The following is a 25,476-nucleotide window of genomic DNA, read 5'->3' as shown; positions in this document are numbered from 1 at the left end:
TTTGCTCCCGGGCATTCTATAATTATAAATTTAATTTTTAATTTAAAAATTAATTATTCTAATTTTAAGGAGGATACTATAATGGCTAAAGAGAAATTCGAACGTACGAAACCACACGTCAATATTGGTACTATCGGCCACGTTGACCATGGTAAAACTACGTTAACTGCTGCAATTACAACAGTTCTTGCAAAACAAGGTAAAGCACAAGCTAAAGCATACGACCAAATCGATGCTGCTCCAGAAGAACGTGAACGCGGTATCACAATCTCTACTGCACACGTTGAGTATGAAACTGATAAACGCCACTACGCTCACGTTGACTGCCCTGGTCACGCTGACTACGTGAAAAACATGATCACAGGCGCAGCGCAAATGGACGGCGCAATTCTTGTTGTGTCTGCAGCTGACGGTCCAATGCCACAAACTCGCGAACACATTCTTCTTTCTCGCCAAGTAGGTGTACCATACATCGTTGTATTCTTGAACAAATGCGATATGGTAGACGACGAAGAATTGCTAGAACTAGTTGAAATGGAAGTTCGCGATCTATTATCTGAATATGACTTCCCTGGCGACGAAGTACCTGTTATCAAAGGTTCTGCGTTAAAAGCACTTGAAGGCGATCCACAATGGGAAGAAAAAATTATTGAACTTATGAATGCAGTTGATGAATACATTCCAACTCCACAACGTGAAATTGACAAACCATTTATGATGCCAATCGAAGACGTATTCTCGATCACTGGTCGTGGTACAGTTGCAACTGGCCGTGTTGAACGCGGTACGTTAAAAGTTGGTGACGCTGTAGAAATCGTTGGTCTTTCTGACGAGCCAAAATCTACAACGGTTACTGGTGTAGAAATGTTCCGCAAACTTCTTGACCAAGCAGAAGCTGGTGACAACATCGGTGCACTTCTTCGCGGGGTATCTCGTGACGAAGTAGAACGCGGTCAAGTTCTTGCAAAACCAGGAACAATTACACCACATACAAAATTTAAAGCACAAGTTTACGTTTTAACGAAAGAAGAAGGTGGACGTCATACTCCATTCTTCTCTAACTACCGTCCACAATTCTGCTTCCGTACAACAGACGTAACAGGTATTATCACGCTTCCAGAAGGCGTTGAAATGGTTATGCCTGGCGACAACGTTGAAATGACAGTAGAATTAATCGCGCCAATCGCGATCGAAGAAGGTACAAAATTCTCTATCCGTGAAGGCGGACGTACAGTAGGCGCTGGTTCTGTATCTGAAATTATTGAATAATATCAGCCCTACTAAAAAGCAGGTTTGCGTTTGCAAACCTGCTTTTATTTTGTTTGCGCAATTTTTTGACGAGTTGAAAATGCTCATTAGCTATGTATAATATAATAAGTGTGTAGAAAAAACAAAGAAATTGCTTGCAATCTCGTTTACAAATCTGTATAATATCAAATGTTGGTCTTTGACTGCGATGAAGTGGAAGGTTGCTGACACACCCGGTTGCTTTGCCATGGCGAGTGTGCAGGAAATTTCCATGGAGAATGTCTATTTTTAAAATAGGCGAAGAAGGAGGGAAAACAATGGCAAAGGAGAAAATTCGTATCCGTTTAAAAGCTTACGATCACCGAATTCTTGATCAATCTGCTGAGAAAATCGTAGAAACAGCGAAACGTTCCGGGGCAAAAGTGTCTGGTCCAATTCCGTTGCCAACGGAAAGAACTGTTTATACGATTTTGCGCGCTGTTCACAAGTATAAAGACTCTCGTGAACAATTCGAAATGCGTACACATAAACGTTTGATCGATATCGTAAATCCTACTCCACAAACGGTAGATTCATTAATGCGTCTTGACTTACCGTCTGGTGTTGATATTGAAATTAAACTTTAATTTAGCAGGAGGTGTGACGAATGACCAAGGGAATCTTAGGGAGAAAAATTGGTATGACGCAAGTATTCGCGGAAAACGGCGACTTAATTCCTGTAACCGTCATCGAAGCGACTCCAAACGTGGTATTGCAAAAGAAAACAATTGAAAAAGACGGTTACGAAGCGATTCAATTAGGTTTTGAAGATATAAGTGAAAAACGCGCCAATAAACCGCAAATCGGTCATGCTGCGAAAGCGAATACTGCACCTAAGCGCTTCATCCGTGAAATTCGCGGCGCAAATATTGATGAATATGAAGTTGGTCAGGAAGTCAAAGTAGATATTTTCGCTGAAGGCGATATTGTTGATGTTACTGGAATTTCAAAAGGGAAAGGATTCCAAGGCGCAATCAAACGTCATGGACAATCTCGTGGGCCAATGGCACACGGTTCTCGCTATCATCGTCGTCCTGGTTCAATGGGTGCGATTGCTCCAAACCGTGTATTTAAATCAAAAGAATTGCCAGGTCGCATGGGTGGCCAACGTGTAACAATCCAAAACTTAAAAATTGTCAAAGTGGATCCAGAACGCAACCTTCTTCTTATTAAAGGAAACGTGCCTGGTCCAAGAAAAGGATTAGTCATCGTTAAAAGCGCAGTGAAAGCAAAAGCAAAATAATACTTTGCTAGGAAAGGAGGAACTATCCAATGCCAAAAGTAGCATTGTATAACCAGAGCGGAGAAACAATCGGAGAAATCGAACTGAACGATTCCGTATTTGGCATTGAGCCAAATAAACATGTGTTATTTGAAGCGGTTATTATGCAACGTGCTTCTTTGCGTCAAGGAACGCACAAAACAAAAAATCGCGCTGAAGTAAGTGGCGGCGGCCGCAAACCATGGCGTCAAAAAGGTACAGGACGTGCTCGTCAAGGTTCTATTCGCGCTCCACAATGGCGTGGTGGTGGTACGGTATTTGGTCCTGTTCCGCGCAGCTACAGCTATAAGTTGCCGAAAAAAGTTCGTCGCTTAGCAATTAAGTCAGCGTTATCTTCTAAAGTTCTTGAAAACAACATTGTTGTTTTAGATAACTTAACATTAGAAGCTCCAAAAACAAAAGAAATGGTGAAAATCTTAAATAACCTTTCTGTTGATCGCAAAGCGTTAATTGTAACCGATGATGTGAACGAAAATGTCACATTATCTGCACGCAATATTCCTGGCGTTACCGTGGTTACAGCGAACGGCATTAACGTTCTTGATGTATTAAATCATGATAAACTTGTAATCACGAAAGCGGCCGTGGAGAAAGTAGAGGAGGTGCTTGCATAATGAAAGATCCTCGTGATATTATTAAGCGCCCCATCATCACGGAAAACACGATGAATTTAACGGCTCAAAAAAAATATACGTTTGAAGTAGATGTAAAAGCGAATAAAACAGAAGTGAAAGAAGCAGTAGAGAAAATTTTTGGTGTTAAAGTAAAAAAAGTAAACATCATGAACTATAAAGGAAAATTCAAACGCGTTGGTCGTTACAGCGGTTATACAAACCGTCGCCGCAAAGCGATTGTAACGTTAACGCCAGACAGCAAGGATATCGAATTGTTCGAAGTATAGTTTAAAAGCGAAGGAGGGAAACAAAAATGGCGATTAAAAAATATAAACCGACGTCAAATGGTCGTCGTGGTATGACAGTTCTTGACTTCTCAGAAATCACAACGGATCAGCCGGAAAAATCGTTGCTTGCGCCATTAAAGAAAAAAGCTGGCCGCAACAACCAAGGAAAAATTACGGTACGTCATCAAGGTGGCGGTCATAAACGTCAATATCGTATTATTGACTTTAAACGTGATAAAGATGGAATTCCAGGCCGCGTTGCTACAATCGAGTATGATCCAAACCGTTCTGCAAACATTGCGTTAATTCACTATGCAGATGGTGAAAAACGTTATATCATTGCGCCGAAAAACCTAAAAGTAGGCATGGAAATCATGTCTGGACCAAATGCAGATATTAAAGTGGGTAACGCATTGCCGCTTGAAAATATTCCAGTTGGTACGCTTGTGCACAATATCGAACTAAAACCAGGTAGAGGTGGACAATTGGTCCGCGCTGCTGGTACATCTGCGCAAGTGCTTGGTAAAGAAGGAAAATACGTTATTGTTCGTCTTGCATCTGGCGAAGTCCGCATGATTTTAGGTGCTTGCCGTGCAACGGTTGGGGAAGTAGGCAATGAGCAGCATGAACTTGTGAACATCGGTAAGGCAGGTCGCGCTCGTTGGTTAGGTATTCGCCCGACAGTTCGCGGTTCGGTTATGAACCCTGTTGATCACCCACACGGTGGTGGTGAAGGTAAAGCACCAATCGGACGCAAATCACCAATGACTCCTTGGGGCAAACCAACACTTGGCTTTAAAACACGCAAAAAGAAAAACAAATCGGATAAATTCATTATACGTCGTCGTAAAAAATAACGGGGTTGAACTACGGTTCTTAAGAACCGTAGAACAATCACGAAGGGAGGTTCATTTATGGGTCGCAGCTTAAAAAAAGGTCCGTTCTGTGATGAGCATTTAATGAAAAAAATCGAAAAATTAAATGAAACAGGACAAAAACAAGTGATTAAAACATGGTCTCGTCGTTCCACTATTTTCCCACAATTTGTTGGTCACACGATCGCCGTATACGATGGACGCAAACACGTGCCAGTTTATATCACAGAAGATATGGTAGGACATAAACTTGGCGAGTTCGCACCAACACGTACGTTCAGAGGACACGCTGGCGACGATAAGAAAACAAAACGTTAATGAGAGGAGGTTCAACACATGCAAGCTAAAGCTGTTGCACGAACAGTCCGTATTGCTCCTCGTAAAGCACGTTTAGTGATTGACTTAATTCGAGGAAAAGAAGTTGGTGAGGCAGTCGCAATTCTTCGCCACACACCAAAAGCTGCTTCTCCGATTATTGAAAAAGTTTTAAAATCTGCAGTAGCAAACGCTGAACACAACTACGATATGGATGTCAACAAATTAGTGATTACGGAAGCATACGTTGACGAAGGTCCAACGTTGAAACGTTTCCGTCCGCGCGCAATGGGTCGTGCTAGCGCAATTAATAAACGCACAAGCCATATCACCATCGTTGTTTCAGAAAAGAAGGAGGGATAATCAGTGGGTCAAAAGGTGAATCCGGTCGGTCTCCGCATCGGCATTATTCGTGACTGGGACTCTAGATGGTACGCTGAAAAAGATTATGCGGACCTTTTACATGAGGATCTAAAAATCCGTGAGTACATTAATAAACGTTTACAAGACGCTGCAGTATCTCGCATTGAAATTGAACGTGCAGCAAACCGCGTTAACATTACGATTCACACAGCGAAACCAGGCATGGTGATCGGAAAAGGCGGTTCAGAAGTAGAGGCGCTTCGCAAGGCATTAACGCAATTAACTGGCAAACGTGTTCACATTAACATTGTTGAAATCAAAAAGCCAGATTTAGATGCGAAACTAGTTGCGGAAAACATTGCTCGCCAACTTGAAAACCGCGTTTCGTTCCGTCGTGCGCAAAAACAAGCGATTCAACGTGCAATGCGCGCAGGAGCAAAAGGGATTAAAACAATGGTATCCGGTCGTCTTGGCGGTGCGGATATCGCACGTTCTGAACATTACAGTGAAGGAACTGTTCCACTCCACACGCTTCGTGCTGACATCGATTATGCAACTGCAGAAGCAGATACAACATACGGAAAACTTGGTGTAAAAGTATGGATTTATCGTGGAGAGGTCCTTCCGACAAAAAAGAAAACTGAGGAAGGAGGAAAATAATTATGTTAATGCCAAAACGCGTAAAATATCGTCGTGAACATCGCGGACGCATGAAAGGGCGCGCAAAAGGCGGTACGGAAGTACATTTCGGTGAATACGGATTACAAGCGTTAGAATCTGCTTGGATCACAAACCGACAAATCGAGGCTGCTCGTCGTGCGATGACTCGTTATATGAAACGTGGCGGTAAAGTTTGGATTAAAATTTTCCCTTCTAAACCATATACAGCAAAACCATTGGAAGTACGGATGGGTTCCGGTAAAGGTGCTCCTGAAGGTTGGGTAGCTGTTGTAAAACCAGGTAAAGTGATGTTTGAAGTTGCCGGTGTTTCTGAGGAAGTAGCACGTGAAGCATTGCGTCTTGCTTCTCACAAACTTCCGATTAAATGCAAGTTTGTAAAACGTGAAGAAATTGGTGGTGAAGCAAATGAAAGCTAAAGAAATTCGTGAACTTACCACTGCCGAAATCGAACAAAAAATTAAAGCGTTAAAAGAAGAATTATTCAACCTTCGCTTCCAATTGGCAACAGGGCAATTAGAAAACACAGCACGCATCCGTCAAGTGCGTAAAGATATCGCACGTATGAAAACGATTATCCGCGAAAGAGAGATTGCTGCGAGCGCAAAAAAATAACCGTTTGAGAGGAGGTTTGCGACATGAGTGAACGCAATCAACGCAAAGTGTACGTAGGCCGCGTTGTATCCGACAAAATGGATAAAACCATTACCGTTCTTGTTGAAACATACAAAAAACATCCGCTTTATGGCAAACGCGTGAAATATTCGAAAAAATATAAAGCGCATGATGAAAACAACATCGCAAAAGTCGGCGATATCGTAAAAATTATGGAGACTCGCCCGCTTTCTGCAACGAAGCGTTTCCGTTTAGTAGAAATCGTTGAAAAAGCAGTTATCGTTTAATCATTTATCTATGTTCGGATCGTGATATAATTCCGAAAGGAGGTTTCGTCAATGATTCAACAAGAATCTCGTTTAAAAGTGGCTGATAACTCAGGCGCACGTGAAGTGCTTGTCATTAAAGTATTAGGTGGTTCTGGTCGCCGCTACGCAAACATTGGCGATGTGGTCGTTGCGACAGTTAAAGAAGCGACACCAGGTGGCGTTGTTAAAAAAGGTCAAGTAGTGAAAGCTGTTGTTGTTCGTACGAAACGTGGTGTTCGTCGCTCTGACGGTTCTTATATCCGCTTTGATGAAAATGCTTGCGTCATTATTCGTGATGATAAAAGCCCGCGTGGCACACGTATTTTCGGACCTGTTGCACGTGAATTACGTGACAAAGACTTTATGAAAATCATTTCTTTAGCTCCAGAAGTAATTTAACGGACAGGAAAAGCCTTTTAAGGAGGTGCGAACTGCGATGCATGTAAAAAAAGGTGATAAAGTACAAGTAATCTCCGGCAAAGATAAAGGAAAACAAGGCGTGATCCTTGCTGCATTCCCTAAGAAAAACCGTGTGATTGTTGAAGGTGTCAATATCGTAAAAAAACACGCAAAACCATCTCAAGCAAATCCACAAGGCGGCATTATCACAAAAGAGGCACCAATTCACGTATCTAAAGTAATGCCTTTAGATCCAAAAACGGGACTTCCAACACGTATTGGATATAAGATTGTAGATGGCAAAAAAGTACGTTACGCAAAAAGATCTGGTGAGATTTTAGATAAATAATTGTGATGTCAGAAAGGAGGTACTCTTATGAACCGCCTAAAAGAGAAGTATTTAAAAGAAGTGACTCCTGCTTTAATGAGCAAGTTCAACTATAAATCTATAATGCAAGTTCCAAAAATCGAAAAAATCGTCATCAACATGGGTGTTGGTGATGCGGTACAAAATCCAAAAGCACTTGATAGTGCTGTAGAAGAATTAACATTAATCGCTGGTCAAAAACCGGTTGTAACTCGTGCGAAAAAATCGATCGCTGGATTCCGTCTTCGTGCTGGAATGCCAATCGGTGCGAAAGTGACATTGCGTGGAGAACGCATGTATGAGTTCTTAGACAAACTTATTTCTGTATCTCTTCCACGTGTTCGTGATTTCCGTGGAGTATCGAAAAAGTCGTTTGATGGTCGCGGTAACTATACGTTAGGAATTAAAGAACAATTAATTTTCCCTGAAATTGATTACGATAAAGTAAATAAAGTTCGCGGTATGGATATCGTTATTGTTACTACAGCGAAAACGGACGAAGAGGCTCGTGAACTATTAACATTACTCGGTATGCCATTCCAAAAATAATGAATCCCATCTGTAAAATAAGGGAGGCGAAATCGTGGCTAAAAAATCAATGATCGCGAAACAAAAACGTACGCCAAAGTTTAAAGTAAGAGCGTACACCCGTTGCGAACGCTGCGGTCGTCCGCATTCGGTTTATCGCAAATTTAAACTTTGCCGTATTTGTTTCCGTGAATTAGCATACAAAGGTCAACTTCCAGGCATTAAAAAAGCAAGCTGGTAATAAACCCATGAATTGGGAAGGAGGTAAAACATAATGGTGATGACAGATCCAATTGCAGATATGCTTACTCGCATTCGTAATGCGAATATGGTACGTCACGAGAAGCTAGAAGTGCCTGCTTCGAAAATGAAACGTGAAATCGCGGAAATTTTAAAACGCGAAGGATTTATTCGTGATGTTGAATACATTGAAGATAATAAGCAAGGCATTCTTCGTATTTTCTTAAAATACGGCCCAAATAATGAACGTGTAATTACTGGTTTGAAACGCATCAGCAAACCTGGTTTGCGCGTTTATGTTAAAGCCCATGAAGTGCCTCGCGTATTGAACGGTTTAGGGATTGCGATCCTTTCTACATCTCAAGGCATTTTAACAGATAAAGAAGCACGTCAAAAAGGAACTGGCGGCGAAGTAATCGCATACGTATGGTAATTCATTTTGCTAAGAATGGAGGTGTTTATGCATGTCACGTGTTGGTAAAAAGCCAATTGAAATTCCGTCTGGTGTAACAGTAACGGTTAACGGCAATACCGTTACAGTGAAAGGACCAAAAGGCGAATTGACTCGCACTTTTCATCCAGATATGACAATTAAAGTAGAAGATAATGTAATCACTGTTACTCGTCCGAGCGACGAAAAACACCATCGTGCTCTTCATGGTACGACTCGCAGTTTGCTTGCAAACATGGTTGAAGGTGTATCAAAAGGTTACGAAAAAGCGCTTGAATTAGTCGGTGTCGGTTATCGTGCAGCGAAACAAGGTAAAAAACTTGTACTGAACGTAGGTTTTTCTCATCCAGTAGAAATTGAACCGGAAGAAGGATTAGAAATTGAAGTTCCTTCACAAACAAAAATCGTTGTAAAAGGTGCAGACAAACAACGTGTTGGCGAACTTGCAGCGAATATTCGCGCTGTGCGTCCACCTGAACCATATAAAGGCAAAGGTATTCGCTACGAAGGCGAAGTCGTACGTCTTAAAGAAGGTAAAACTGGTAAATAATGCAGCTTAGTGAAATGAAAGGAGTGACATAAATGATCACAAAAGTTGACCGAAACGCAGTTCGTAAAAAAAGACATGCGCGTGTTCGCAAAAAAATATTTGGAACTGCTGAACGTCCACGCTTAAATGTGTTCCGTTCTAATAAACACATTTATGCGCAAATTATTGATGATATGAAAGCAGTAACGATTGTCAGCGCTTCTACATTAGATAAAGAATTTGACTTGGAATCGACTGGAAATATCGAAGCAGCAAAAAAAGTTGGTGAATTAGTCGCAAAACGTGCGTTAGAAAAAGGAATTAAAAAGGTTGTTTTCGACCGCGGCGGATATTTATATCATGGACGTGTAAAAGCACTTGCTGATGCTGCTCGTGAAGCTGGCTTAGAATTCTAATTATAAAGGAGGGACAATGATGCGTCGTATCGATCCAAATAAACTTGAACTTGAAGAGCGCGTAGTAGCGGTGAACCGTGTTGCAAAGGTAGTAAAAGGTGGACGTCGTTTACGCTTTTCCGCATTAGTGGTGGTCGGCGATAAAAACGGTCATGTCGGTTTTGGCACAGGAAAAGCACAAGAAGTTCCTGATGCGATCCGCAAAGCGATTGAAGATGCGAAGAAAAATTTAATTGAAGTACCGATTGTCGGAACAACGATTCCTCATGAAGTGATCGGTCATTTTGGAGCGGGGAAAATCATTTTGAAACCTGCATCCGAAGGTACAGGGGTTATCGCTGGTGGTCCAGCTCGTGCTGTATTAGAGTTAGCGGGTATTAGCGACATTTTATCCAAATCTATCGGTTCGAACACGCCAATTAACATGGTGCGCGCTACTGTTGACGGGTTAAAACAATTAAAACGTGCAGAAGATGTAGCGAGATTGCGCGGTAAAACAGTTGAGGAACTGTTAGGATAAGGAGGGAAATACAATGGCAAAAAAATTGGCGATTACCCTCACTCGCAGCGTCATCGGTCGTCCGGAAGATCAACGGATCACAGTAAAAACGTTAGGTTTACGCAAAATGCATCAAACCGTCGTTCATAATGATAATCCTGCGATTCGCGGGATGATTAACAAAGTCGCTCACCTTGTCAAAGTAAAAGAAATTGAAGAATAATGATCATAAGGAGGTGCTTCGCGATGAAACTTCATGAATTACAACCAGCACCAGGTTCCCGCAAAGAACGCACCCGCGTGGGCCGTGGTATCGGTTCTGGTAAAGGTAAAACGTCTGGTAGAGGTCAAAAAGGTCAAAATGCACGCTCTGGCGGTGGGGTACGCCTTGGTTTTGAAGGTGGTCAAACTCCTTTATTCCGTCGTCTTCCAAAACGCGGTTTTACCAACATTAATCGCAAAGAATATGCGATCGTCAACCTTGATAAGTTAAATCGCTTTGAAGACGGTACAGAAGTAACGCCTGAATTGCTGCTTGAAACTGGCGTAATCAGCAAATTGAAATCAGGTGTGAAAATTTTAGGAAAGGGCCAAATCGAGAAAAAGTTAACGGTAAAAGCTCATAAATTCTCTGCTTCTGCGAAAGAAGCGATTGAAGCTGCTGGCGGTAAAACTGAGGTGATTTAATGTTTCGGACAATCTCCAACTTTATGCGCGTCGGTGATATAAGAAAAAAAATTATTTTTACTCTTCTCATGCTCGTTGTGTTCCGAATTGGGACATTTATTCCTGTGCCGAATGTGAATGCGGATGTATTAAAAGTGCAAGACCAAATGAACGCTTTCGGTGTTCTGAACATATTCGGCGGCGGAGCATTACAAAACTTTTCCATTTTTGCGATGGGCGTCATGCCGTATATTACAGCATCCATCATCGTGCAGCTTTTGCAGATGGATGTTGTTCCTAAATTTACGGAGTGGTCGAAGCAAGGTGAGGTTGGACGACGTAAATTAGCTCAGTTTACCCGCTATTTTACGGTCGTTTTAGGTTTTATTCAGGCGCTCGGAATGTCATACGGTTTTAATAACCTAGCTTCAGGAGCGCTCATTAAAAATCCTGGAATACCAACATACCTGTTAATTGCAACGGTGTTAACAGCCGGAACTGCATTTCTAATGTGGCTTGGAGAACAAATTACTGCTAAAGGTGTTGGAAACGGCATTTCGATCATTATTTTTGCCGGGATTGTCTCCGGTATCCCTGCCGTGTTAAACCAAATTTATGCTCAACAATTTGAAAACGTCGGCGAAGATTTGTTCTTACGAATTGTTACGCTTCTGCTTGTTGCGTTAGCAGTAGTTGTTGTTATCGTTGGCGTTATTTACATTCAACAAGCATTCCGGAAAATTCCGATTCAATACGCAAAACGACTGGAAGGACGCAGCCCAGTTGGCGGGCATTCTACTCACTTGCCGCTGAAAGTAAATCCGGCGGGAGTGATTCCGGTTATTTTTGCTGTGTCGTTTCTTGTTGCTCCACCGACAATTGCATCGTTTTTTGGTTCGAATGATGTAACATTGTGGATTCGGAAAACATTTGATTATACACAACCAGTTGGCATGGTTATTTACGTCCTATTAATTATTGCGTTTACGTATTTCTATGCATTTGTCCAAGTTAATCCGGAACAGATGGCGGACAATTTGAAAAAACAAGGTGGTTACATCCCAGGAATACGTCCAGGAAAGAATACGCAGGAATATGTGACGAAAATTCTTTACCGGCTTACTTTCGTCGGTTCGCTATTTTTAGCGGCTATTGCAATTCTTCCTGTTTTCTTTGTGGAATTTGCTAAATTGCCGCCTTCCGCTCAAATCGGTGGAACAAGTTTGCTCATTGTTGTCGGTGTCGCGCTTGAGACAATGAAACAACTTGAAAGTCAGCTTGTAAAACGTCACTATCGTGGTTTTATTAAATAAAGAGGTCAGGGGTGCCCTAACCTCTATAGAGCTGAGGGGGAGCGAGGATGAATTTAGTATTAATGGGATTGCCTGGCGCTGGAAAAGGTACTCAAGCCGAGAAAATCGTTGAAACATATGGGATTCCGCATATTTCGACTGGCGACATGTTTCGTGCTGCCATTAAAGAAGGGACGCCATTAGGACTGCAAGCGAAAGAGTATATGGACCGCGGCGATCTAGTTCCTGATGAAGTGACGATTGGGATCGTTCGCGAGCGTTTAAGCAAAGATGACTGCCAAAAAGGATTTTTGCTAGATGGGTTTCCGCGGACCGTTGCTCAAGCGGAAGCATTAGAAAACATTCTAGCGGAATTAAATCGTTCGATCGACTATGTCATCCATATTCAAGTCGACAAGGATATTTTAATGGAGCGGTTAACCGGAAGAAGAATTTGTAAAAACTGTGGTGCAACGTACCACCTCGTGTTTAACCCACCAGCAAAGTCTGGTGTTTGTGACAAATGTGGCGGTGAACTGTACCAACGTGCAGATGACAATGAAGAAACGGTAGCAAACCGTCTCGAAGTCAACGTAAAACAAATGCAGCCATTGCTTGAGTTTTATGAAAAGAAAGGGTATTTACGCCACATTAACGGACAACAGGACATTGAAAAAGTATTTGCGGACATTCGTGAACTTCTTGGGGGATTACAATAATGATTATTTGCAAAACTCCGCGTGAACTTGAAATCATGCGTGAGGCAGGAAAAATTGTTGCTTTGACTCGCCAAGAGCTAGAAAAACATATTCGTCCTGGAATTACGACAAAAGAGTTGGATGCGATTGCTGAATCAGTTATACGGAAACATGGGGCAATTCCTTCGTTTAAAGGATACAATGGATTCCCTGGCAGCATTTGCGCTTCGGTAAATGAAGAACTCGTTCACGGTATTCCTGGTGACCGGGTGTTAAAAGAAGGCGATATTATTAGCATTGATGTCGGGGCCCAATATAATGGTTATCATGCCGACTCTGCATGGACGTATCCTGTTGGGGAAATTGCGGAAGAAACGAAAAAACTTCTTGAAGTAACGGAAAAATCCTTATATATAGGATTAGAAGAAGCAAAACCAGGTGCCCGTTTGTCCAATATTTCCCATGCTATACAAACGTACGTCGAATCCCATCATTTTTCGATCGTTCGCGAGTATGTTGGGCACGGAATTGGTCAAAACTTACATGAAGACCCACAAATACCGCATTATGGTCCGCCAAATAAAGGACCACGTTTGAAACCAGGAATGACGCTATGTATTGAACCGATGGTAAATGCGGGAAGCCGCTATGTTAAAACGCTTGCCGATAACTGGACGGTCGTTACAGTAGATGGAAAGATGTGTGCTCATTTTGAGCATACGATTGCCATTACAGAAAATGGCTATGAAATTTTAACAACTCTCTAATATAATCATGATGGAGACTGGTCGTGTAGCAATTCATAGATATAGTATGCGTTCGGTTTTTTCCTAACACTATGTTACTCATTCGAAGGAGGGAGAGCCGTTCGATGGCTAAAGACGATGTAATTGAAGTGGAAGGCACCGTTGTCGAAACATTGCCCAATGCCATGTTCCGTGTGGAATTAGAAAACGGTCATACGGTATTGGCACACGTTTCTGGTAAAATTCGCATGCACTTCATTCGAATTTTACCAGGAGATAAGGTTACGGTAGAATTATCTCCGTATGATTTGACTCGCGGTCGAATCACGTACCGCTATAAATAAAGGACTCCGCATCAATAAGGAGGTTAAAAGACATGAAAGTAAGACCATCTGTAAAACCTATTTGCGAAAAATGCAAAGTCATTCGTAGACGTGGCAAAGTTATGGTAATTTGCGAAAATCCAAAACATAAACAAAGACAAGGGTAATCTTTAAGGAGGTGTATAGTATGGCACGTATTGCAGGTGTAGATATTCCTCGTGACAAACGTGTAGTCATTTCGTTAACATATATCTACGGAATCGGTAAATCTACTGCTAAAAAAATCTTAGCGGAGGCTGGCGTTTCCGAAGATACACGCGTTCGTGATTTGACAGAAGAAGAACTAGGAAGAATTCGTGAAATCGTTGGTCGTTTGAAAGTAGAAGGAGATCTTCGTCGCGAAGTATCGCTAAATATCAAACGTTTAATCGAAATCGGATGCTATCGCGGTATTCGTCATCGTCGCGGCTTGCCAGTTCGCGGTCAAAATACGAAAAACAATGCTCGTACACGTAAAGGTCCACGCCGTACAGTAGCGAACAAGAAAAAATAATTAAGCAAAGGAGGTAATTCCACGAATGGCACGTAAAACAAATACACGCAAACGCCGTGTAAGAAAAAATATTGAGACTGGTATTGCGCATATCCGTTCAACATTTAACAATACGATCGTAACAATTACTGACGTTCACGGTAACACGATTGCTTGGTCAAGTGCTGGAGCATTAGGTTTTAAAGGCTCTCGTAAATCGACGCCGTTTGCGGCACAAATGGCAGCAGAAGCAGCTGCAAAAGCCTCCATGGAACATGGAATGAAAACAGTAGAAGTAAATGTAAAAGGCCCTGGTGCTGGTCGTGAGGCAGCGATTCGCGCATTACAAGCAGCTGGATTAGAAATTACAGCAATTAAAGACGTAACTCCTATACCACACAATGGATGCCGTCCGCCAAAACGTCGCCGTGTGTAATACCCCTGTATAGAATTTGTATCCTTGTCAATAATGGGATATGATAAGTATTAAATTACAGGGAAGTTTTGCTCAGCCATTCGCACATTTGGGAACTTATTCATGGGGGAATTTCGATTAGGCGTTTATCGTTTGGTCGGGGTTTCGACGTTTTGAAGGAGGGTATAATAACTAATGATCGAAATTGAAAAACCGAGAATCGAAACGGTTGAAATCAGCGAAGATGCCAAATATGGCAAATTCGTTGTCGAACCGCTTGAGCGTGGATATGGTACAACTTTGGGTAACTCCTTACGTCGTATCCTATTGTCTTCACTCCCTGGTGCTGCTGTGACATCGGTTCAAATAGATGGTGTGCTGCATGAGTTCTCAACGATTGATGGCGTCGTAGAAGATGTGACAGCAATTATTTTAAATATAAAAAAATTAGCGTTGAAAATTTATTCTGACGAAGAAAAAACGTTGGAAATTGATGCACAGGGCGAAGGAGTTGTCACAGCTGCTGATATTACTCACGACAGTGATGTAGAAATTTTAAACCCGGACCTTCATATTGCTACGTTAGCAGAAGGCGGGCGCTTACGCATGAGAATGACAGCAAAACGAGGGCGTGGGTATGTTCCAGCTGAGGCCAATAAACGCGAGGATCAGCCAATAGGCGTTATCCCTATCGATTCGATTTATACACCGGTTTCACGCGTTTCTTATCAAGTAGAAAATACGCGTGTCGGTCAAGTGACAGACTATGATAAGTTAACGATAGATGTGTGGACAGATGGGAGCATTGGACCAAAAGAAGCGATTGCTCTCGGCGCAAAAATTTTGACCGAGCACTTAAATATTTTCGTTAGCCTAACAGACGAAGCACAAAATGCCGAAATCATGGTAGAAAAAGAGGAAGATCAAAAAGAAAAAGTGCTCGAAATGACAATTGAAGAACTTGATCTTTCTGTTCGTTCCTACAACTGTTTAAAACGTGCTGGTATTAACACCGTTCAAGAGCTTACGCAAAAAACGGAAGAAGATATGATGAAAGTGCGCAATCTCGGTCGCAAATCTCTCGAAGAAGTAAAAGCAAAGCTTGCTGAACTCGGTCTCAGTTTGCGTAAAGATGACTAGTTAACGTTTGTTTAACTAGTATTTTCATGTTACTAGATACATGAACGCTTACGTTTCTAAAAATAGACGTGATCGTATAAAGTATCATTTCTGAAATGAGATTTGTAGTGAAAATGCTAAAAAGGAGGGGACACTTCATGTCATACAGAAAATTAGGACGTACAAGCGCTCAACGCAAAGCATTGCTTCGTGATTTAGCAACAGATTTAATCATTAATGAGCGTATCGAAACAACAGAGGCGCGCGCAAAAGAATTGCGTTCTGTTGTTGAAAAAATGATTACGCTTGGTAAACGCGGTGATTTGCATGCACGCCGTCAAGCTGCTGCATTTATCCGTAAAGAAGTAGCAAATAGCGAAACAGGTCAAGATGCACTTCAAAAGCTATTTAGCGACATTGCACCGCGTTACCAAGATCGCCAAGGTGGTTACACTCGTATTATGAAACTTGGTCCTCGTCGTGGTGATGGGGCACCAATGGTGATTATCGAGTTAGTATAAAACGATTCGGTTGGCTAACAAGGGCGAGACAGTTTGTTTTGAACTGGATCTATGCCCTTTTTTTATTTGCACTTTTTTAGTAGAGTAGAGATGAGAATGTCAGAGACAAGGGGAAGAAATGATGGAAGAAACCATTGTATCAGTAGAAAAACTATACTTTCGATATCCGAATCAATCGGATTACGCGGTACAAAACGTTACCTTTCAAGTGAAACGCGGGGAATGGCTAGCGATTGTTGGGCATAACGGTTCAGGAAAATCAACGATCGCTAAATTGCTTATCGGATTGTTAAAACCGGAAAGCGGTGTGATTAAACTATTTCACACTGTACTCGATGAACAGACGGTTTGGGAGATTCGTCGCCGTGTTGGCATGGTATTTCAAAATCCCGATAATCAGTTTGTTGGAACAACGGTAGAAGATGATGTCGCTTTTGCTCTTGAAAATAACGGAATTCCTCGCGATGAAATGGTCAAAAGAGTGCATGAAGCTATACAGCTAGTTCGTATGGAAGAGTTTTTGCATCATGAACCGCATCACCTTTCTGGCGGTCAAAAACAACGTGTTGCGATTGCAGGCATCCTTGCATTGCGGCCAGATCTCATCATTTTAGATGAGGCAACATCGATGCTAGATCCGAAAGGAAGGCAGGAAGTATTAGACACGGTCCGTGATTTAAACAGAAAGCAACGTATCACTGTATTGTCCATTACCCATGATTTAGAGGAAGTGGCTAAGGCCGATCGCGTTATTGTTATGAATAGGGGAGAAATCATGACAGAAGGAACGCCGAAACAAATTTTTGCGCTTGGGACAAAACTAGAGCGAATTGGTTTAGATTTGCCGTTTGCGGTAAAAGTAAGAGATCGGCTGAAGGAGTGCGGAATCCCGCTATCTTCAAGCTACTTTACGATAGAGGAGTTGGTAGAAGAATTATGGACATTATATTCCAAAAGGTAGAACATGTATATAATGCCAACTCACCGTTTGCCCGCCGAGCGTTGTACGATGTAGACATCATGATTGAAAGCGGTTCTTATGTGGCGGTTATCGGCCATACTGGTTCAGGAAAATCAACGCTGCTTCAGCATCTAAACGGTTTGCTTCAGCCGACAAGCGGAACAGTGACGATAGGAAATCAAACGATTACGAATAAAAAACGACAAACGGACTTAAAACCGCTCCGAAAAAAAGTTGGTATTGTCTTTCAATTTCCGGAACATCAACTGTTTGAGGAAACGGTGGAGAAAGATATATGTTTCGGACCAATGAATTTCGGCGTTCCTGAGGAGGAAGCAAAAAAGAAAGCAAGGGAGCTTATTAAGTTAGTCGGGCTTTCAGAAGACGTACTAACCAAATCACCATTCGATTTAAGCGGCGGGCAAATGCGCCGTGTTGCGATTGCCGGAGTGCTTGCGATGGAACCTGATGTGATTGTGTTAGACGAACCAACTGCTGGCTTAGATCCACGCGGCCGCAAAGAAATTATGGAAATGTTTTACCGCCTTCATCGTGAAAAACAGCTGACGACCGTATTAGTTACTCATAGTATGGAAGATGCTGCCGCATACGCAGATTATATGATTGTCATGCATAAAGGAACAGTGTGGAAAACGGGGACACCACAACAAATTTTTCAAGATAGCGATTCTTTGGCGGAAATTGGGCTCAATGTACCGGAGACAGTGCGGCTAAAAAAAGAATTGGAGAAAAAGTTAGGGATCACCGTGCCGTCTCCGTGTTTGACGATCGAGCAGACCGTAGACGCCATTCAAAAATTATTTTCCAAGGTGAACGCCCATGATGAATAGCATGATTATCGGCAAATATGTACCAGGCGATTCCGTGATTCACCGCATGGATCCGCGCGCGAAACTGCTAATCATCTTTATATATGTATTTATTGTTTTTCTAGCGAATAATAGTGCTACTTATGCTGTTTTAACGATATTTACGTTTAGTCTTTTAGCATTATCGCGCATTCCGTTATCGTTTGTGATTAAAGGTTTAAAACCGATTATATGGGTTATCGTCTTTACTTTTTTGCTACATGTCTTTATGACAAAAGAAGGAGATGTGCTGTACCAAATTGGTTCCTTTTCGATTTACGAAGGCGGCGTCAAGCAAGGAATTTTTATTTCGCTGCGTTTTCTGCTGCTCATTATCATTACTACTTTATTAACCTTAACAACCACCCCAATCGAAGTGACTGACGGAGTGGAAAGCCTACTGGCGCCGTTAAAGAAAATGCGCGTCCCTGTCCATGAACTGGCGCTAATGATGTCTATTTCGCTTCGCTTTATCCCGACGTTAATGGAAGAGACGGAGAAAATTATAAAAGCACAAACCGCACGCGGTGTCGACTTTGCAGGGGGGCCATTTTCTGAAAGAATCAAGGCAATCGTCTCCTTGCTTGTTCCATTGTTTATCAGTTCGTTTAAACGCGCCGAAGAATTGGCGACCGCGATGGAAGCACGCGGTTACCGTGGCGGCGAGGGAAGGACGAAATTTCGCCTGCTTGTATGGAAATGGACAGATACAGCTTTTTTAGCGGCAGTGTTATTATTAGCAGTTGTTTTGTTTGTACTACGCTCATAACAGGGTGAGAAAAATGAGTAAACGGATCAAATGCACGCTTTCCTATGACGGTACACATTTTTTCGGTTACCAAATTCAGCCTGGCAAACGAACGGTGCAAGGCGAGTTAGAACGAGTGCTCGAACAAATGCATAAAGGGAAATCGATTCGTGTTACTGCTTCAGGAAGGACAGATGCGGGTGTTCATGCATACGGGCAAGTAATTCATTTCGATACGTTCTTATCGCTTTCTCCAGATCAATGGAAAAAAGCATTAAATGCCCAGTTACCGGATGATATAGTGATTAAAGATGTACAAGAAGCAGATCCTTCTTTTCATGCGCGTTTTAGTGCCAAAGCAAAAGAATATCGATATAAAGTACGAATTGCCCAAGAACGTGACGTATTTTTACGTAATTATTGCTATCATTACCCTTATCCACTTGATATGAAAGCGATGAGACATGCATTACGACTTATAGAGGGCACGCATGACTTTACTAGCTTTTGTTCAGCAAAGACGGATGTTGATGATCGTGTACGCACGATTTATAAAGCAGATATGGCGATGCATGATGATTTATTGGAATTTTGCTTTATTGGCAACGGGTTTTTATATAATATGGTGCGGATTATCGTTGGAACGATTTTGGAAGTTGGGCAAGGAAAACGGAGTATAGATAGTATCTCACACGCTTTTGAGGCAAAAGATCGCCAGTTTGCTGGCAAAACGGCTCCACCGCAAGGATTATATTTATGGAAAGTATATTATGACAACTAGTCCTGGTGTAACATTTTCTTGACATTGATATGCTAAAGAGATATTATATCATATGGTATGTATTTTTCCACGATTAGCCCCGGAAAGTAATCGTGTTGAGATAAATAGATGATGTTCGTTGATTTTTTATTTAGGAGGGAAAAGTATGCGTACAACTTATATGGCGAAGCCGAATGAAGTAGAACGTAAATGGTACGTTGTCGACGCTGCTGGTAAAACGTTAGGACGCCTTGCAAGTGAAGTAGCAGCCATTTTGCGTGGCAAACATAAACCAACATTCACACCACATGTGGATTGTGGTGATCATGTCATCATTATCAACGCTGAGAAAATTGAACTAACTGGAAAGAAATTAACAAAGAAACTATACTATCGTCATAGCTTGCATCCAGGTGGATTAAAAGTAAGAACGGCGTTAGAAATGCGTACAAATTATCCAGAGCAAATGCTTGAAAGAGCTATACGCGGAATGCTTCCAAAAGGTCGCTTAGGTCGTCAAATGTTTAAAAAATTGCACGTATATCGTGGAAGCGAACACCCACATCAAGCACAAAAACCAGAAGTTTATGAACTTCGCGGATAATCAATAGAAGGAGGGCATTATTTTGGCACAAGTACAATATTATGGCACAGGTCGTCGTAAAACCTCTGTCGCACGTGTGCGCCTCGTTCCAGGCGACGGACGCATTGTGATTAACGATCGTGACATTCGTGACTATATTCCATCGGAAGCGTTGATCGAGGTTGTGAAACAACCGTTAGTATTAACAGAAACGTTAGGAAATTACGATGTGTTAGTAAACGTAAAAGGCGGCGGATTCTCTGGCCAAGCAGGCGCGATTCGCCATGGAATCGCTCGTGCGTTATTGCAAGTAGATCCAGATTACCGTCCAGTATTAAAACGCGCAGGTTTATTAACACGCGATGCTCGTGTGAAAGAACGCAAAAAATACGGTCTTAAAGGTGCTCGTCGCGCTCCACAATTCTCAAAACGTTAATGGTATTTTTCCAAAAATCCCAGCCGATATCGGCTGGGATTTTTTTCTTTTATCCCTCTTTTTTTATTCACGCATGTTTAGGATGAATCGTTAAAAACTACATCCTAAAGGGGTGTGAAAGAACATGAATGTGATCACTTCATTTAAAGAAAAGAAACAGGAAAAACAAATGTTATATGAACGAAAAATGTTGCGTGAGTTGTCTTTCGAAAAGCTGAAAACAAAGGCGATCAAGCATTTTAGTCCTTTTTATCCAATGTACCGCGCATTCCCATCCGTCATTGAAGAAGGATGTATCGATATCGCTATTGAAGCGTATTTACTTGGTGCGAACTACAGTCGATTCGGTTACTATGGAGAACCAGCAGAAAGTGTAAGACGACGGTGCGCGCAAGAAGAAAAATATTTCATTGATACATTATTTGATTTTCTTTGCTTTTGGGGAAACATTGATGATGGTTTAGCCAATGAGTCGCTTTATTATGCCTGTGAACATTACGTTGTTTATTGGTGGACGGAAGGATTTGAAAGAGGAAAAAAACGTCGACGTCTGAAACTTCACTAAAAAGTTCTATTTTTGCCTCTTGTCCCATATAAGATAGAGAAGGGGAAACGCAGGAGGAGAAACAATGAAAGTAAAATGGTTGGGTGCTCTCATTAGTTCCATTATTGTTATTGTTCTTTTCCAATATATCTTTGCGAATACGACTTCAACTAAATCGTGGAACCTCCCTCTCTCTGGAAGGATTATCATTTTAGATCCTGGTCATGGCGGGCCGGACGGAGGAGCTGTCGGCGGTGATGTGGTAGAAGAAGAAGTGACGCTGAAAGTGGCGGAGAAATTGCGAGACTACTTGCAGCAGCAAGGTGCGCTCGTGTTGATGACAAGGGAAACGGACAGCGACCTTGCCGATAAAGACACACGTGGCTATAGCCGTCGAAAGGCGGAAGATTTACGAAAACGTGTTGCGTTGATTAATAAATCGGAGGCAGATTTATTTATTAGTATCCATCTTAATGCCATTCCCTCTCCGCGTTGGCGTGGGGCGCAAACGTTTTATTACGGCTCGCTGATCGAAAATGAACGGATCGCTAAGTTTATCCAAGCGGAATTGCGGCGCAATCTTGAAAATACAAATCGTACTGCCAAAATAATCGATACCGTTTATTTGTTGAAATATGCGAAAAAACCAGGTGCGCTTGTCGAAGTGGGGTTTTTATCTAATCCAGAGGAACGGGAACTTTTAGCTTCTGATCGTTATCAAACGAAGCTAGCGGCATCGATATATAAAGGGGTACTGCGATATTTTTCGAATGAAAAAAATCCTCCTGAATAGGGAGGATTCCTTTTTTTTACATGATAGATACGCAATAGTTATATATGTTATAGTAAAGGTATGAAAGGGAATACATACATAAGGATTGGTGATGGCCGATGCTCACAGAAAATGATGTAAGAGGATTGTTAGAAAATATAAAAGACCCATTTTTAAACAAGACGTTTAAAGAAACAAATGCGATTCAAGAAATTAAAATCAAGGAAGATAAAAAGCACGTCAGCGTCAAAATCGCATTAGCAAAAACAGGGACAGCCGAGCAGCTTCGCATCCAAACAACGATTGTTCAGCTACTAAAAGATGCTGGCGCTGCTTCGGTCGGTTTGCGGTTTGCGCAGCTCCCTGAAGAAGTAGTAGCAAAATATCAAGGGGAAACATCGAAAACGACATACATTGCGATTGCTAGCGGAAAAGGCGGCGTTGGAAAATCGACCGTTTCCGTGAACCTCGCTGTTTCTCTCGCTCGTCTTGGAAAAAAAGTAGGGCTGATTGATGCCGATATTTATGGGTTTAGTGTTCCGGATATGATGGGCATTGTCGAACGACCAACCGTGCGCGGCGATAAAATTATTCCGGTTGAACGATTTGGCGTAAAAGTTATTTCCATGGCCTTTTTCGTCGAAGATAACGCTCCTGTTATTTGGCGCGGTCCAATGTTAGGAAAAATGTTAAACAACTTTTTCAAAGAAGTCGAATGGGGAGACTTAGATTATTTATTATTAGATTTGCCTCCGGGAACGGGGGACGTTGCGTTAGATGTACATACCATGTTGCCTTCGTGTAAAGAAATCATTGTTACTACCCCGCATCCGACAGCGGCGTTTGTCGCGGCGCGCGCAGGTGCAATGGCGCTTCGCACGGAACACGAAATCATCGGTGTGATTGAAAATATGTCCTATTTTGAAAGCCGCAAAACAGGCGAAAGAGAATATGTATTCGGCAAAGGCGGCGGCGAAAAGCTCGCGAAAGAGTTGCAAACGGAACTCTTAGGGCAGCTGCCACTCCAACAACCAGATTGGAACGATGAGGATTTTGCTCCATCTGTTTATGCGGAAGATCATCCTATTGGGAAAATATATATGGACATTGCGCGAAAAATTATTGAAAAGTGTTAAAGAAAAAAGGAGCATATCTCGCTCGGAGATAGCTCCTTTTTAACTTCCTCCTTGCCCTTGCTGATCGCCGCCGCTTTCTTCTCCTTCTCCTCCCTCTTGATTTTCATTTTGTTTTTTTGTTTCCTGCTGAATGTTTTCAGCGGATTTTATTAATATGTCTTGAATTTTTGCCTGGAATAATGGACTATTCAGCGTTTCTGTTATGACTTGTTGAAGGTGCTTGCGAAATTCTTTACTTTTTAGAACGTCCATCATCGCTTTTTCCATTTCTGGATTTTTTAAAATATCTATCATCATCCCCTGATATTCAGGGTCTTTCATTAACGCTTTGATCGTTTTTTCTTGCCCTGTTTTTAAACTTTTTGCAAAGCTTTCTGCAAACTTTGGATCTTGCAGTGCTTTTTCCCAAAATTTCGTTCCTTTTTCCGACGTTAACATTTGTTCGAGTGTTTCTTTGACAACGGTTTGCTCCATTACTAATTGTTGTTTCACTTTTTCATCCGTCATAATTTCCTGAATAGCCTTTTTCCCCTCATCTGTTTTTAAAATATCAACGACCATTTTTTTTGTTTGATCGTAATCCGGGGGAGGTGGGCTAATTTCTTGGGGAGCACAAGAGCTAAGGATAAGGAAATAACTAAATAATAGGAGCAATGCGCTTTTTTTCATGTGTAAATAAGCTCCTTTCTGCAAAAATCCCTTACCCTTAATATGAATTTCTGTCAAAAAAATATGCATTTGCTTTATTCCTAAGTCGTTGATAAAATTTAAAGCGAATCGAATCATGTTGAGAATAATGGAGGTATAAGCAGTTTGTTAAACATCTATAAAATCATGTAAATATCTCCTGCTATTGGACGTAAAGAGGCAGATGTTCTCCATCTTTTCTATCGTCTCCTGTCTGATGATAAAAAATCATCTCCCCTTCCTCATGTAAAAAGGAAAGGAAGAAGATTTAGTGAATATATGTTCTTAAGGATCCAAACAAGGGGGAAGGCAAGGGGATGAAAACGGTTCGGGTGATGAAAATTGTTTCCAATGATGAAACACACCTTCGCTCATTAGATGAGTTGATGCGCGTCTTTGGTTCCGCGAAGCGATACGCGTTCAACCGTTTGCTGGAGGGAAGGAACGCCAAAGACCTCATCCAGCACCTTCTGCGCCAATTTCAGCTCAACAAACGGTATGCCGAAGATGCGGTCTTGCTTGCACAATCGTTGATTTCTTCTCAACGTGAGTTGCTTCCAATGCGCTTAGAGGATGTGCAGGCGAAAATCGAAAAAACCGAAAAGAAAATCGATGACTACCAACATGGAAGAAAAACACCGAAAAAAGTCGATCTTCAAACGTGTTTAGACGGATTACACCGACGATTAGAAAAATGGAAATCGAAAGAAGATGAGCTAAAGCACCATCTCGACCAAGGGACGATTCCACGTGTGATTTTTGGCGGAAAACAAAACTTTTACAAGCGCTTGAAAGGAAAAATCACGAACGAAGAATGGAAAGATTTGCGCTCGAATCAGTTGTACGCCAGAGGCGATAAAAGCAAAAAAGGAAATTTAAACATTCGCCTCGTGTATGACGATCACACTTATAAATGTTATGTAGAAATTGCGAATCCGCTTGGGCAACCAAAAGGGAAACACGCTCCCCGCTTGAGGCTGCCTGTGTTGGTTCCTGAAAAATATGAAGAGGAAATCATCGATCTCGTCATGGGAGAACAAGTCGGAGTGAATGCAAAAGAAAAGCCGATCATTCAATATCAACCGTACACCGTCGAAATCAAACGTAAGAACGGGGAATATTACATTCATCTCATCTATGAAGAAAAGGTATATGGCAGAGAACTTGCCTACGATGAACCGATTCAAGCGGAACGAATCGCTGGGATTGATATCAATATTGATCGAATCGCCGTAAGCATCTTTTCGAAACAAGGAAACTTCATTAAATCAAAAGTGTTTTACTGTCATGAACTGGAATACGTAAGAGCGAATAAGAGAAATAACCTCATTGGTGAAACCGTGCGCGATGTGTATGACTGGCTGCTTCAAGAGAATGTTGGGGCAGTGGTCATTGAAAACATTCGACTGAGACAGCAGCACGATACGGACAAACGATTCAATCGCTTGGCACACCATTTCAAAAAGAAAAAACTGACTGACACCATTATTCGTCGAGGCTTAAGGCTTGGCTTTCGCATCAAAAAAGTGAATCCGGCGTATACCAGCGTCATCGGACGTTTCAAGTATATGAAAAAGTATGGGTTATCCGTTCATGAAAGTGCCGCTTTGGTGAT

42 protein-coding genes are annotated in these 25,476 nt (G+C 41.8%); 41 read left to right on the top strand and 1 reads right to left on the bottom strand.

All coding sequences use genetic code 11. From position 1 onward, the window contains the following. Nucleotides 1-81: 81 nt before the first annotated feature. The 40 genes from tuf (at nt 82) to QSJ37_RS17490 (ending at nt 23,174) form a co-directional block, all read left to right on the top strand. Entirely contained in the window at nt 82-1,269 is a 1,188-nt protein-coding gene (tuf, locus tag QSJ37_RS17685) for an elongation factor Tu (protein ID WP_285756493.1), read from the top strand. 296 nt (nt 1,270-1,565) lie between these two features. Further along, nucleotides 1,566-1,874 (top strand): 30S ribosomal protein S10, encoded by a 309-nt coding sequence (rpsJ, locus tag QSJ37_RS17680; protein WP_003247558.1) that lies wholly within the window; start codon nt 1,566-1,568, stop codon nt 1,872-1,874. A gap of 20 nt (nt 1,875-1,894) precedes the next feature. Further along, nucleotides 1,895-2,530, top strand: coding sequence for a 50S ribosomal protein L3 (rplC, locus tag QSJ37_RS17675; RefSeq protein WP_012748884.1), 636 nt, complete (start codon nt 1,895-1,897; stop codon nt 2,528-2,530). A 29-nt stretch (nt 2,531-2,559) separates the two neighbouring features. After that, complete coding sequence (gene rplD, locus QSJ37_RS17670) at nt 2,560-3,183, top strand: 50S ribosomal protein L4 (protein ID WP_012748885.1); 624 nt, start codon at nt 2,560-2,562, stop codon at nt 3,181-3,183. Next, nucleotides 3,183-3,470, top strand: a complete 288-nt coding sequence (gene rplW, locus QSJ37_RS17665; protein ID WP_285756491.1) for a 50S ribosomal protein L23 — start codon at nt 3,183-3,185, stop codon at nt 3,468-3,470. Before rplD ends, rplW begins: the two co-directional genes overlap by 1 nt. 26 nt (nt 3,471-3,496) lie before the next feature. After that, nucleotides 3,497-4,327, top strand: coding sequence for a 50S ribosomal protein L2 (gene rplB / locus QSJ37_RS17660; RefSeq protein ID WP_017434014.1), 831 nt, complete (start codon nt 3,497-3,499; stop codon nt 4,325-4,327). Between the two features lie 57 nt (nt 4,328-4,384). Further along, complete coding sequence (gene rpsS / locus QSJ37_RS17655) at nt 4,385-4,663, top strand: 30S ribosomal protein S19 (RefSeq protein ID WP_003247570.1); 279 nt, start codon at nt 4,385-4,387, stop codon at nt 4,661-4,663. 18 nt (nt 4,664-4,681) lie between these two features. Then, nucleotides 4,682-5,023 carry a 50S ribosomal protein L22 gene (rplV, locus tag QSJ37_RS17650; RefSeq protein WP_012748888.1) on the top strand — a complete coding sequence of 114 codons (342 nt, stop codon included), beginning with the start codon at nt 4,682-4,684 and terminating at the stop codon, nt 5,021-5,023. Nucleotides 5,024-5,026: 3 nt separating this feature from the next. Beyond that, nucleotides 5,027-5,683 (top strand): 30S ribosomal protein S3, encoded by a 657-nt coding sequence (gene rpsC / locus QSJ37_RS17645; RefSeq protein ID WP_012748889.1) that lies wholly within the window; start codon nt 5,027-5,029, stop codon nt 5,681-5,683. 2 nt (nt 5,684-5,685) lie between these two features. Further along, the gene (gene rplP, locus QSJ37_RS17640; protein WP_062677093.1) at nt 5,686-6,120 is read left to right on the top strand and encodes a 50S ribosomal protein L16; all 435 of its coding nucleotides are present in this window, start codon (nt 5,686-5,688) and stop codon (nt 6,118-6,120) included. Further along, entirely contained in the window at nt 6,110-6,316 is a 207-nt protein-coding gene (gene rpmC, locus QSJ37_RS17635) for a 50S ribosomal protein L29 (protein WP_062677094.1), read from the top strand. The genes rplP and rpmC overlap by 11 nt, the downstream gene beginning before the upstream one ends. A gap of 23 nt (nt 6,317-6,339) precedes the next feature. After that, on the top strand, nt 6,340-6,603 hold the full coding sequence (rpsQ, locus tag QSJ37_RS17630; RefSeq protein ID WP_003247581.1) for a 30S ribosomal protein S17: 264 nt from the start codon (nt 6,340-6,342) through the stop codon (nt 6,601-6,603). 51 nt (nt 6,604-6,654) lie between these two features. Continuing rightward, nucleotides 6,655-7,023, top strand: coding sequence for a 50S ribosomal protein L14 (gene rplN, locus QSJ37_RS17625; protein WP_003247583.1), 369 nt, complete (start codon nt 6,655-6,657; stop codon nt 7,021-7,023). A 37-nt stretch (nt 7,024-7,060) separates the two neighbouring features. Next, nucleotides 7,061-7,372, top strand: a complete 312-nt coding sequence (gene rplX / locus QSJ37_RS17620) for a 50S ribosomal protein L24 (RefSeq protein WP_012748891.1) — start codon at nt 7,061-7,063, stop codon at nt 7,370-7,372. A gap of 27 nt (nt 7,373-7,399) precedes the next feature. Then, nucleotides 7,400-7,939 (top strand): 50S ribosomal protein L5, encoded by a 540-nt coding sequence (gene rplE / locus QSJ37_RS17615; protein ID WP_285756490.1) that lies wholly within the window; start codon nt 7,400-7,402, stop codon nt 7,937-7,939. A gap of 34 nt (nt 7,940-7,973) precedes the next feature. Beyond that, entirely contained in the window at nt 7,974-8,159 is a 186-nt protein-coding gene (locus QSJ37_RS17610; RefSeq protein ID WP_003247599.1) for a type Z 30S ribosomal protein S14, read from the top strand. 33 nt (nt 8,160-8,192) lie between these two features. Next, nucleotides 8,193-8,591, top strand: a complete 399-nt coding sequence (rpsH, locus tag QSJ37_RS17605) for a 30S ribosomal protein S8 (RefSeq protein WP_012748893.1) — start codon at nt 8,193-8,195, stop codon at nt 8,589-8,591. A gap of 31 nt (nt 8,592-8,622) precedes the next feature. Continuing rightward, nucleotides 8,623-9,159: a 50S ribosomal protein L6 gene (gene rplF / locus QSJ37_RS17600; protein WP_285756489.1), complete on the top strand. Its 537-nt coding sequence runs from the start codon at nt 8,623-8,625 to the stop codon at nt 9,157-9,159. Between the two features lie 32 nt (nt 9,160-9,191). Next, nucleotides 9,192-9,554: a 50S ribosomal protein L18 gene (rplR, locus tag QSJ37_RS17595; RefSeq protein WP_012748895.1), complete on the top strand. Its 363-nt coding sequence runs from the start codon at nt 9,192-9,194 to the stop codon at nt 9,552-9,554. 19 nt (nt 9,555-9,573) lie between these two features. Beyond that, on the top strand, nt 9,574-10,074 hold the full coding sequence (rpsE, locus tag QSJ37_RS17590) for a 30S ribosomal protein S5 (protein WP_012748896.1): 501 nt from the start codon (nt 9,574-9,576) through the stop codon (nt 10,072-10,074). Nucleotides 10,075-10,087: 13 nt separating this feature from the next. Beyond that, a complete protein-coding gene (rpmD, locus tag QSJ37_RS17585; protein WP_063166981.1) occupies nt 10,088-10,276 on the top strand; it encodes a 50S ribosomal protein L30 in 189 nt (62 codons plus the stop codon). Nucleotides 10,277-10,299: 23 nt separating this feature from the next. After that, a complete protein-coding gene (gene rplO, locus QSJ37_RS17580; RefSeq protein WP_012748898.1) occupies nt 10,300-10,740 on the top strand; it encodes a 50S ribosomal protein L15 in 441 nt (146 codons plus the stop codon). Continuing rightward, nucleotides 10,740-12,032 (top strand): preprotein translocase subunit SecY, encoded by a 1,293-nt coding sequence (gene secY, locus QSJ37_RS17575; RefSeq protein WP_143416237.1) that lies wholly within the window; start codon nt 10,740-10,742, stop codon nt 12,030-12,032. The genes rplO and secY overlap by 1 nt, the downstream gene beginning before the upstream one ends. 47 nt (nt 12,033-12,079) lie before the next feature. Then, the gene (locus QSJ37_RS17570) at nt 12,080-12,730 is read left to right on the top strand and encodes an adenylate kinase (protein ID WP_285756487.1); all 651 of its coding nucleotides are present in this window, start codon (nt 12,080-12,082) and stop codon (nt 12,728-12,730) included. Then, a complete protein-coding gene (map, locus tag QSJ37_RS17565) occupies nt 12,730-13,476 on the top strand; it encodes a type I methionyl aminopeptidase (RefSeq protein ID WP_062677100.1) in 747 nt (248 codons plus the stop codon). The genes QSJ37_RS17570 and map overlap by 1 nt, the downstream gene beginning before the upstream one ends. Nucleotides 13,477-13,580: 104 nt before the next feature. Continuing rightward, a complete protein-coding gene (infA, locus tag QSJ37_RS17560) occupies nt 13,581-13,799 on the top strand; it encodes a translation initiation factor IF-1 (protein ID WP_003247618.1) in 219 nt (72 codons plus the stop codon). A 32-nt stretch (nt 13,800-13,831) separates the two neighbouring features. Continuing rightward, entirely contained in the window at nt 13,832-13,945 is a 114-nt protein-coding gene (rpmJ, locus tag QSJ37_RS17555) for a 50S ribosomal protein L36 (RefSeq protein ID WP_003247619.1), read from the top strand. A 20-nt stretch (nt 13,946-13,965) separates the two neighbouring features. Continuing rightward, on the top strand, nt 13,966-14,331 hold the full coding sequence (gene rpsM / locus QSJ37_RS17550; RefSeq protein ID WP_012748902.1) for a 30S ribosomal protein S13: 366 nt from the start codon (nt 13,966-13,968) through the stop codon (nt 14,329-14,331). Between the two features lie 25 nt (nt 14,332-14,356). Next, on the top strand, nt 14,357-14,746 hold the full coding sequence (gene rpsK / locus QSJ37_RS17545) for a 30S ribosomal protein S11 (RefSeq protein ID WP_003247621.1): 390 nt from the start codon (nt 14,357-14,359) through the stop codon (nt 14,744-14,746). Nucleotides 14,747-14,920: 174 nt separating this feature from the next. Beyond that, a complete protein-coding gene (locus tag QSJ37_RS17540) occupies nt 14,921-15,865 on the top strand; it encodes a DNA-directed RNA polymerase subunit alpha (protein WP_012748903.1) in 945 nt (314 codons plus the stop codon). A 137-nt stretch (nt 15,866-16,002) separates the two neighbouring features. Continuing rightward, nucleotides 16,003-16,365 (top strand): 50S ribosomal protein L17, encoded by a 363-nt coding sequence (rplQ, locus tag QSJ37_RS17535; RefSeq protein ID WP_012748904.1) that lies wholly within the window; start codon nt 16,003-16,005, stop codon nt 16,363-16,365. Nucleotides 16,366-16,486: 121 nt separating this feature from the next. Next, a complete protein-coding gene (locus QSJ37_RS17530; protein ID WP_285756517.1) occupies nt 16,487-17,326 on the top strand; it encodes an energy-coupling factor ABC transporter ATP-binding protein in 840 nt (279 codons plus the stop codon). Continuing rightward, on the top strand, nt 17,302-18,177 hold the full coding sequence (locus QSJ37_RS17525) for an energy-coupling factor ABC transporter ATP-binding protein (RefSeq protein WP_285756485.1): 876 nt from the start codon (nt 17,302-17,304) through the stop codon (nt 18,175-18,177). The genes QSJ37_RS17530 and QSJ37_RS17525 overlap by 25 nt, the downstream gene beginning before the upstream one ends. Next, nucleotides 18,167-18,964, top strand: a complete 798-nt coding sequence (locus QSJ37_RS17520; protein WP_285756483.1) for an energy-coupling factor transporter transmembrane component T family protein — start codon at nt 18,167-18,169, stop codon at nt 18,962-18,964. Before QSJ37_RS17525 ends, QSJ37_RS17520 begins: the two co-directional genes overlap by 11 nt. A gap of 13 nt (nt 18,965-18,977) precedes the next feature. Beyond that, the gene (truA, locus tag QSJ37_RS17515; protein ID WP_285756482.1) at nt 18,978-19,724 is read left to right on the top strand and encodes a tRNA pseudouridine(38-40) synthase TruA; all 747 of its coding nucleotides are present in this window, start codon (nt 18,978-18,980) and stop codon (nt 19,722-19,724) included. Between the two features lie 145 nt (nt 19,725-19,869). Next, nucleotides 19,870-20,307 (top strand): 50S ribosomal protein L13, encoded by a 438-nt coding sequence (gene rplM / locus QSJ37_RS17510; protein ID WP_012748909.1) that lies wholly within the window; start codon nt 19,870-19,872, stop codon nt 20,305-20,307. Nucleotides 20,308-20,329: 22 nt separating this feature from the next. Then, entirely contained in the window at nt 20,330-20,722 is a 393-nt protein-coding gene (rpsI, locus tag QSJ37_RS17505) for a 30S ribosomal protein S9 (protein ID WP_062756051.1), read from the top strand. A gap of 124 nt (nt 20,723-20,846) precedes the next feature. After that, nucleotides 20,847-21,287: a YbaK family protein gene (locus QSJ37_RS17500; protein ID WP_285756480.1), complete on the top strand. Its 441-nt coding sequence runs from the start codon at nt 20,847-20,849 to the stop codon at nt 21,285-21,287. 64 nt (nt 21,288-21,351) lie between these two features. Continuing rightward, a complete protein-coding gene (gene cwlD, locus QSJ37_RS17495; RefSeq protein ID WP_062756047.1) occupies nt 21,352-22,059 on the top strand; it encodes an N-acetylmuramoyl-L-alanine amidase CwlD in 708 nt (235 codons plus the stop codon). A 98-nt stretch (nt 22,060-22,157) separates the two neighbouring features. Next, nucleotides 22,158-23,174, top strand: coding sequence for an Mrp/NBP35 family ATP-binding protein (locus QSJ37_RS17490; RefSeq protein WP_012748913.1), 1,017 nt, complete (start codon nt 22,158-22,160; stop codon nt 23,172-23,174). A gap of 39 nt (nt 23,175-23,213) precedes the next feature. Here the strand turns inward: QSJ37_RS17490 and gerD are convergent, their stop codons facing one another. Then, nucleotides 23,214-23,843 (bottom strand): spore germination lipoprotein GerD, encoded by a 630-nt coding sequence (gerD, locus tag QSJ37_RS17485; RefSeq protein WP_285756479.1) that lies wholly within the window; start codon nt 23,841-23,843, stop codon nt 23,214-23,216. Between the two features lie 335 nt (nt 23,844-24,178). Between gerD and QSJ37_RS17480 the strand changes: the two genes are divergently transcribed. Beyond that, nucleotides 24,179-25,476: IS200/IS605 family accessory protein TnpB-related protein (locus QSJ37_RS17480; RefSeq protein ID WP_285756478.1), on the top strand; the 1,298-nt coding region annotated here is incomplete at its 3' end.

The organism is Parageobacillus sp. G301 (assembly GCF_030268025.1).
Taxonomy (GTDB): domain Bacteria; phylum Bacillota; class Bacilli; order Bacillales; family Anoxybacillaceae; genus Parageobacillus_B; species Parageobacillus_B toebii.
The sequence above is the reverse complement of the archived record's forward strand: the minus strand, read 5'-3'. Positions and strand labels throughout refer to the sequence as shown.

Coding starts and splice junctions, on each gene's coding strand:
- rplM (WP_012748909.1), top strand. CDS start 19,870: ATGCGTACAACTTATATGGCGAAGCCGAATGAAGTAGAACGTAAATGG.
- secY (WP_143416237.1), top strand. CDS start 10,740: ATGTTTCGGACAATCTCCAACTTTATGCGCGTCGGTGATATAAGAAAA.
- rpsK (WP_003247621.1), top strand. CDS start 14,357: ATGGCACGTAAAACAAATACACGCAAACGCCGTGTAAGAAAAAATATT.
- map (WP_062677100.1), top strand. CDS start 12,730: ATGATTATTTGCAAAACTCCGCGTGAACTTGAAATCATGCGTGAGGCA.
- rplB (WP_017434014.1), top strand. CDS start 3,497: ATGGCGATTAAAAAATATAAACCGACGTCAAATGGTCGTCGTGGTATG.
- rplC (WP_012748884.1), top strand. CDS start 1,895: ATGACCAAGGGAATCTTAGGGAGAAAAATTGGTATGACGCAAGTATTC.
- rplE (WP_285756490.1), top strand. CDS start 7,400: ATGAACCGCCTAAAAGAGAAGTATTTAAAAGAAGTGACTCCTGCTTTA.
- QSJ37_RS17530 (WP_285756517.1), top strand. CDS start 16,487: ATGGAAGAAACCATTGTATCAGTAGAAAAACTATACTTTCGATATCCG.
- rplP (WP_062677093.1), top strand. CDS start 5,686: ATGTTAATGCCAAAACGCGTAAAATATCGTCGTGAACATCGCGGACGC.
- cwlD (WP_062756047.1), top strand. CDS start 21,352: ATGAAAGTAAAATGGTTGGGTGCTCTCATTAGTTCCATTATTGTTATT.
- QSJ37_RS17570 (WP_285756487.1), top strand. CDS start 12,080: ATGAATTTAGTATTAATGGGATTGCCTGGCGCTGGAAAAGGTACTCAA.
- rpsE (WP_012748896.1), top strand. CDS start 9,574: ATGCGTCGTATCGATCCAAATAAACTTGAACTTGAAGAGCGCGTAGTA.
- rplF (WP_285756489.1), top strand. CDS start 8,623: ATGTCACGTGTTGGTAAAAAGCCAATTGAAATTCCGTCTGGTGTAACA.
- rpmC (WP_062677094.1), top strand. CDS start 6,110: ATGAAAGCTAAAGAAATTCGTGAACTTACCACTGCCGAAATCGAACAA.
- rpmD (WP_063166981.1), top strand. CDS start 10,088: ATGGCAAAAAAATTGGCGATTACCCTCACTCGCAGCGTCATCGGTCGT.
- infA (WP_003247618.1), top strand. CDS start 13,581: ATGGCTAAAGACGATGTAATTGAAGTGGAAGGCACCGTTGTCGAAACA.
- rplQ (WP_012748904.1), top strand. CDS start 16,003: ATGTCATACAGAAAATTAGGACGTACAAGCGCTCAACGCAAAGCATTG.
- QSJ37_RS17490 (WP_012748913.1), top strand. CDS start 22,158: ATGCTCACAGAAAATGATGTAAGAGGATTGTTAGAAAATATAAAAGAC.
- rplX (WP_012748891.1), top strand. CDS start 7,061: ATGCATGTAAAAAAAGGTGATAAAGTACAAGTAATCTCCGGCAAAGAT.
- rpmJ (WP_003247619.1), top strand. CDS start 13,832: ATGAAAGTAAGACCATCTGTAAAACCTATTTGCGAAAAATGCAAAGTC.
- truA (WP_285756482.1), top strand. CDS start 18,978: ATGAGTAAACGGATCAAATGCACGCTTTCCTATGACGGTACACATTTT.
- rpsH (WP_012748893.1), top strand. CDS start 8,193: ATGGTGATGACAGATCCAATTGCAGATATGCTTACTCGCATTCGTAAT.
- rplR (WP_012748895.1), top strand. CDS start 9,192: ATGATCACAAAAGTTGACCGAAACGCAGTTCGTAAAAAAAGACATGCG.
- rpsQ (WP_003247581.1), top strand. CDS start 6,340: ATGAGTGAACGCAATCAACGCAAAGTGTACGTAGGCCGCGTTGTATCC.
- tuf (WP_285756493.1), top strand. CDS start 82: ATGGCTAAAGAGAAATTCGAACGTACGAAACCACACGTCAATATTGGT.
- QSJ37_RS17520 (WP_285756483.1), top strand. CDS start 18,167: ATGATGAATAGCATGATTATCGGCAAATATGTACCAGGCGATTCCGTG.
- rplD (WP_012748885.1), top strand. CDS start 2,560: ATGCCAAAAGTAGCATTGTATAACCAGAGCGGAGAAACAATCGGAGAA.
- rplO (WP_012748898.1), top strand. CDS start 10,300: ATGAAACTTCATGAATTACAACCAGCACCAGGTTCCCGCAAAGAACGC.
- QSJ37_RS17525 (WP_285756485.1), top strand. CDS start 17,302: ATGGACATTATATTCCAAAAGGTAGAACATGTATATAATGCCAACTCA.
- rpsS (WP_003247570.1), top strand. CDS start 4,385: ATGGGTCGCAGCTTAAAAAAAGGTCCGTTCTGTGATGAGCATTTAATG.
- gerD (WP_285756479.1), bottom strand. CDS start 23,843: ATGAAAAAAAGCGCATTGCTCCTATTATTTAGTTATTTCCTTATCCTT.
- QSJ37_RS17540 (WP_012748903.1), top strand. CDS start 14,921: ATGATCGAAATTGAAAAACCGAGAATCGAAACGGTTGAAATCAGCGAA.
- rplW (WP_285756491.1), top strand. CDS start 3,183: ATGAAAGATCCTCGTGATATTATTAAGCGCCCCATCATCACGGAAAAC.
- rpsJ (WP_003247558.1), top strand. CDS start 1,566: ATGGCAAAGGAGAAAATTCGTATCCGTTTAAAAGCTTACGATCACCGA.
- QSJ37_RS17500 (WP_285756480.1), top strand. CDS start 20,847: ATGAATGTGATCACTTCATTTAAAGAAAAGAAACAGGAAAAACAAATG.
- rplN (WP_003247583.1), top strand. CDS start 6,655: ATGATTCAACAAGAATCTCGTTTAAAAGTGGCTGATAACTCAGGCGCA.
- rpsM (WP_012748902.1), top strand. CDS start 13,966: ATGGCACGTATTGCAGGTGTAGATATTCCTCGTGACAAACGTGTAGTC.
- rplV (WP_012748888.1), top strand. CDS start 4,682: ATGCAAGCTAAAGCTGTTGCACGAACAGTCCGTATTGCTCCTCGTAAA.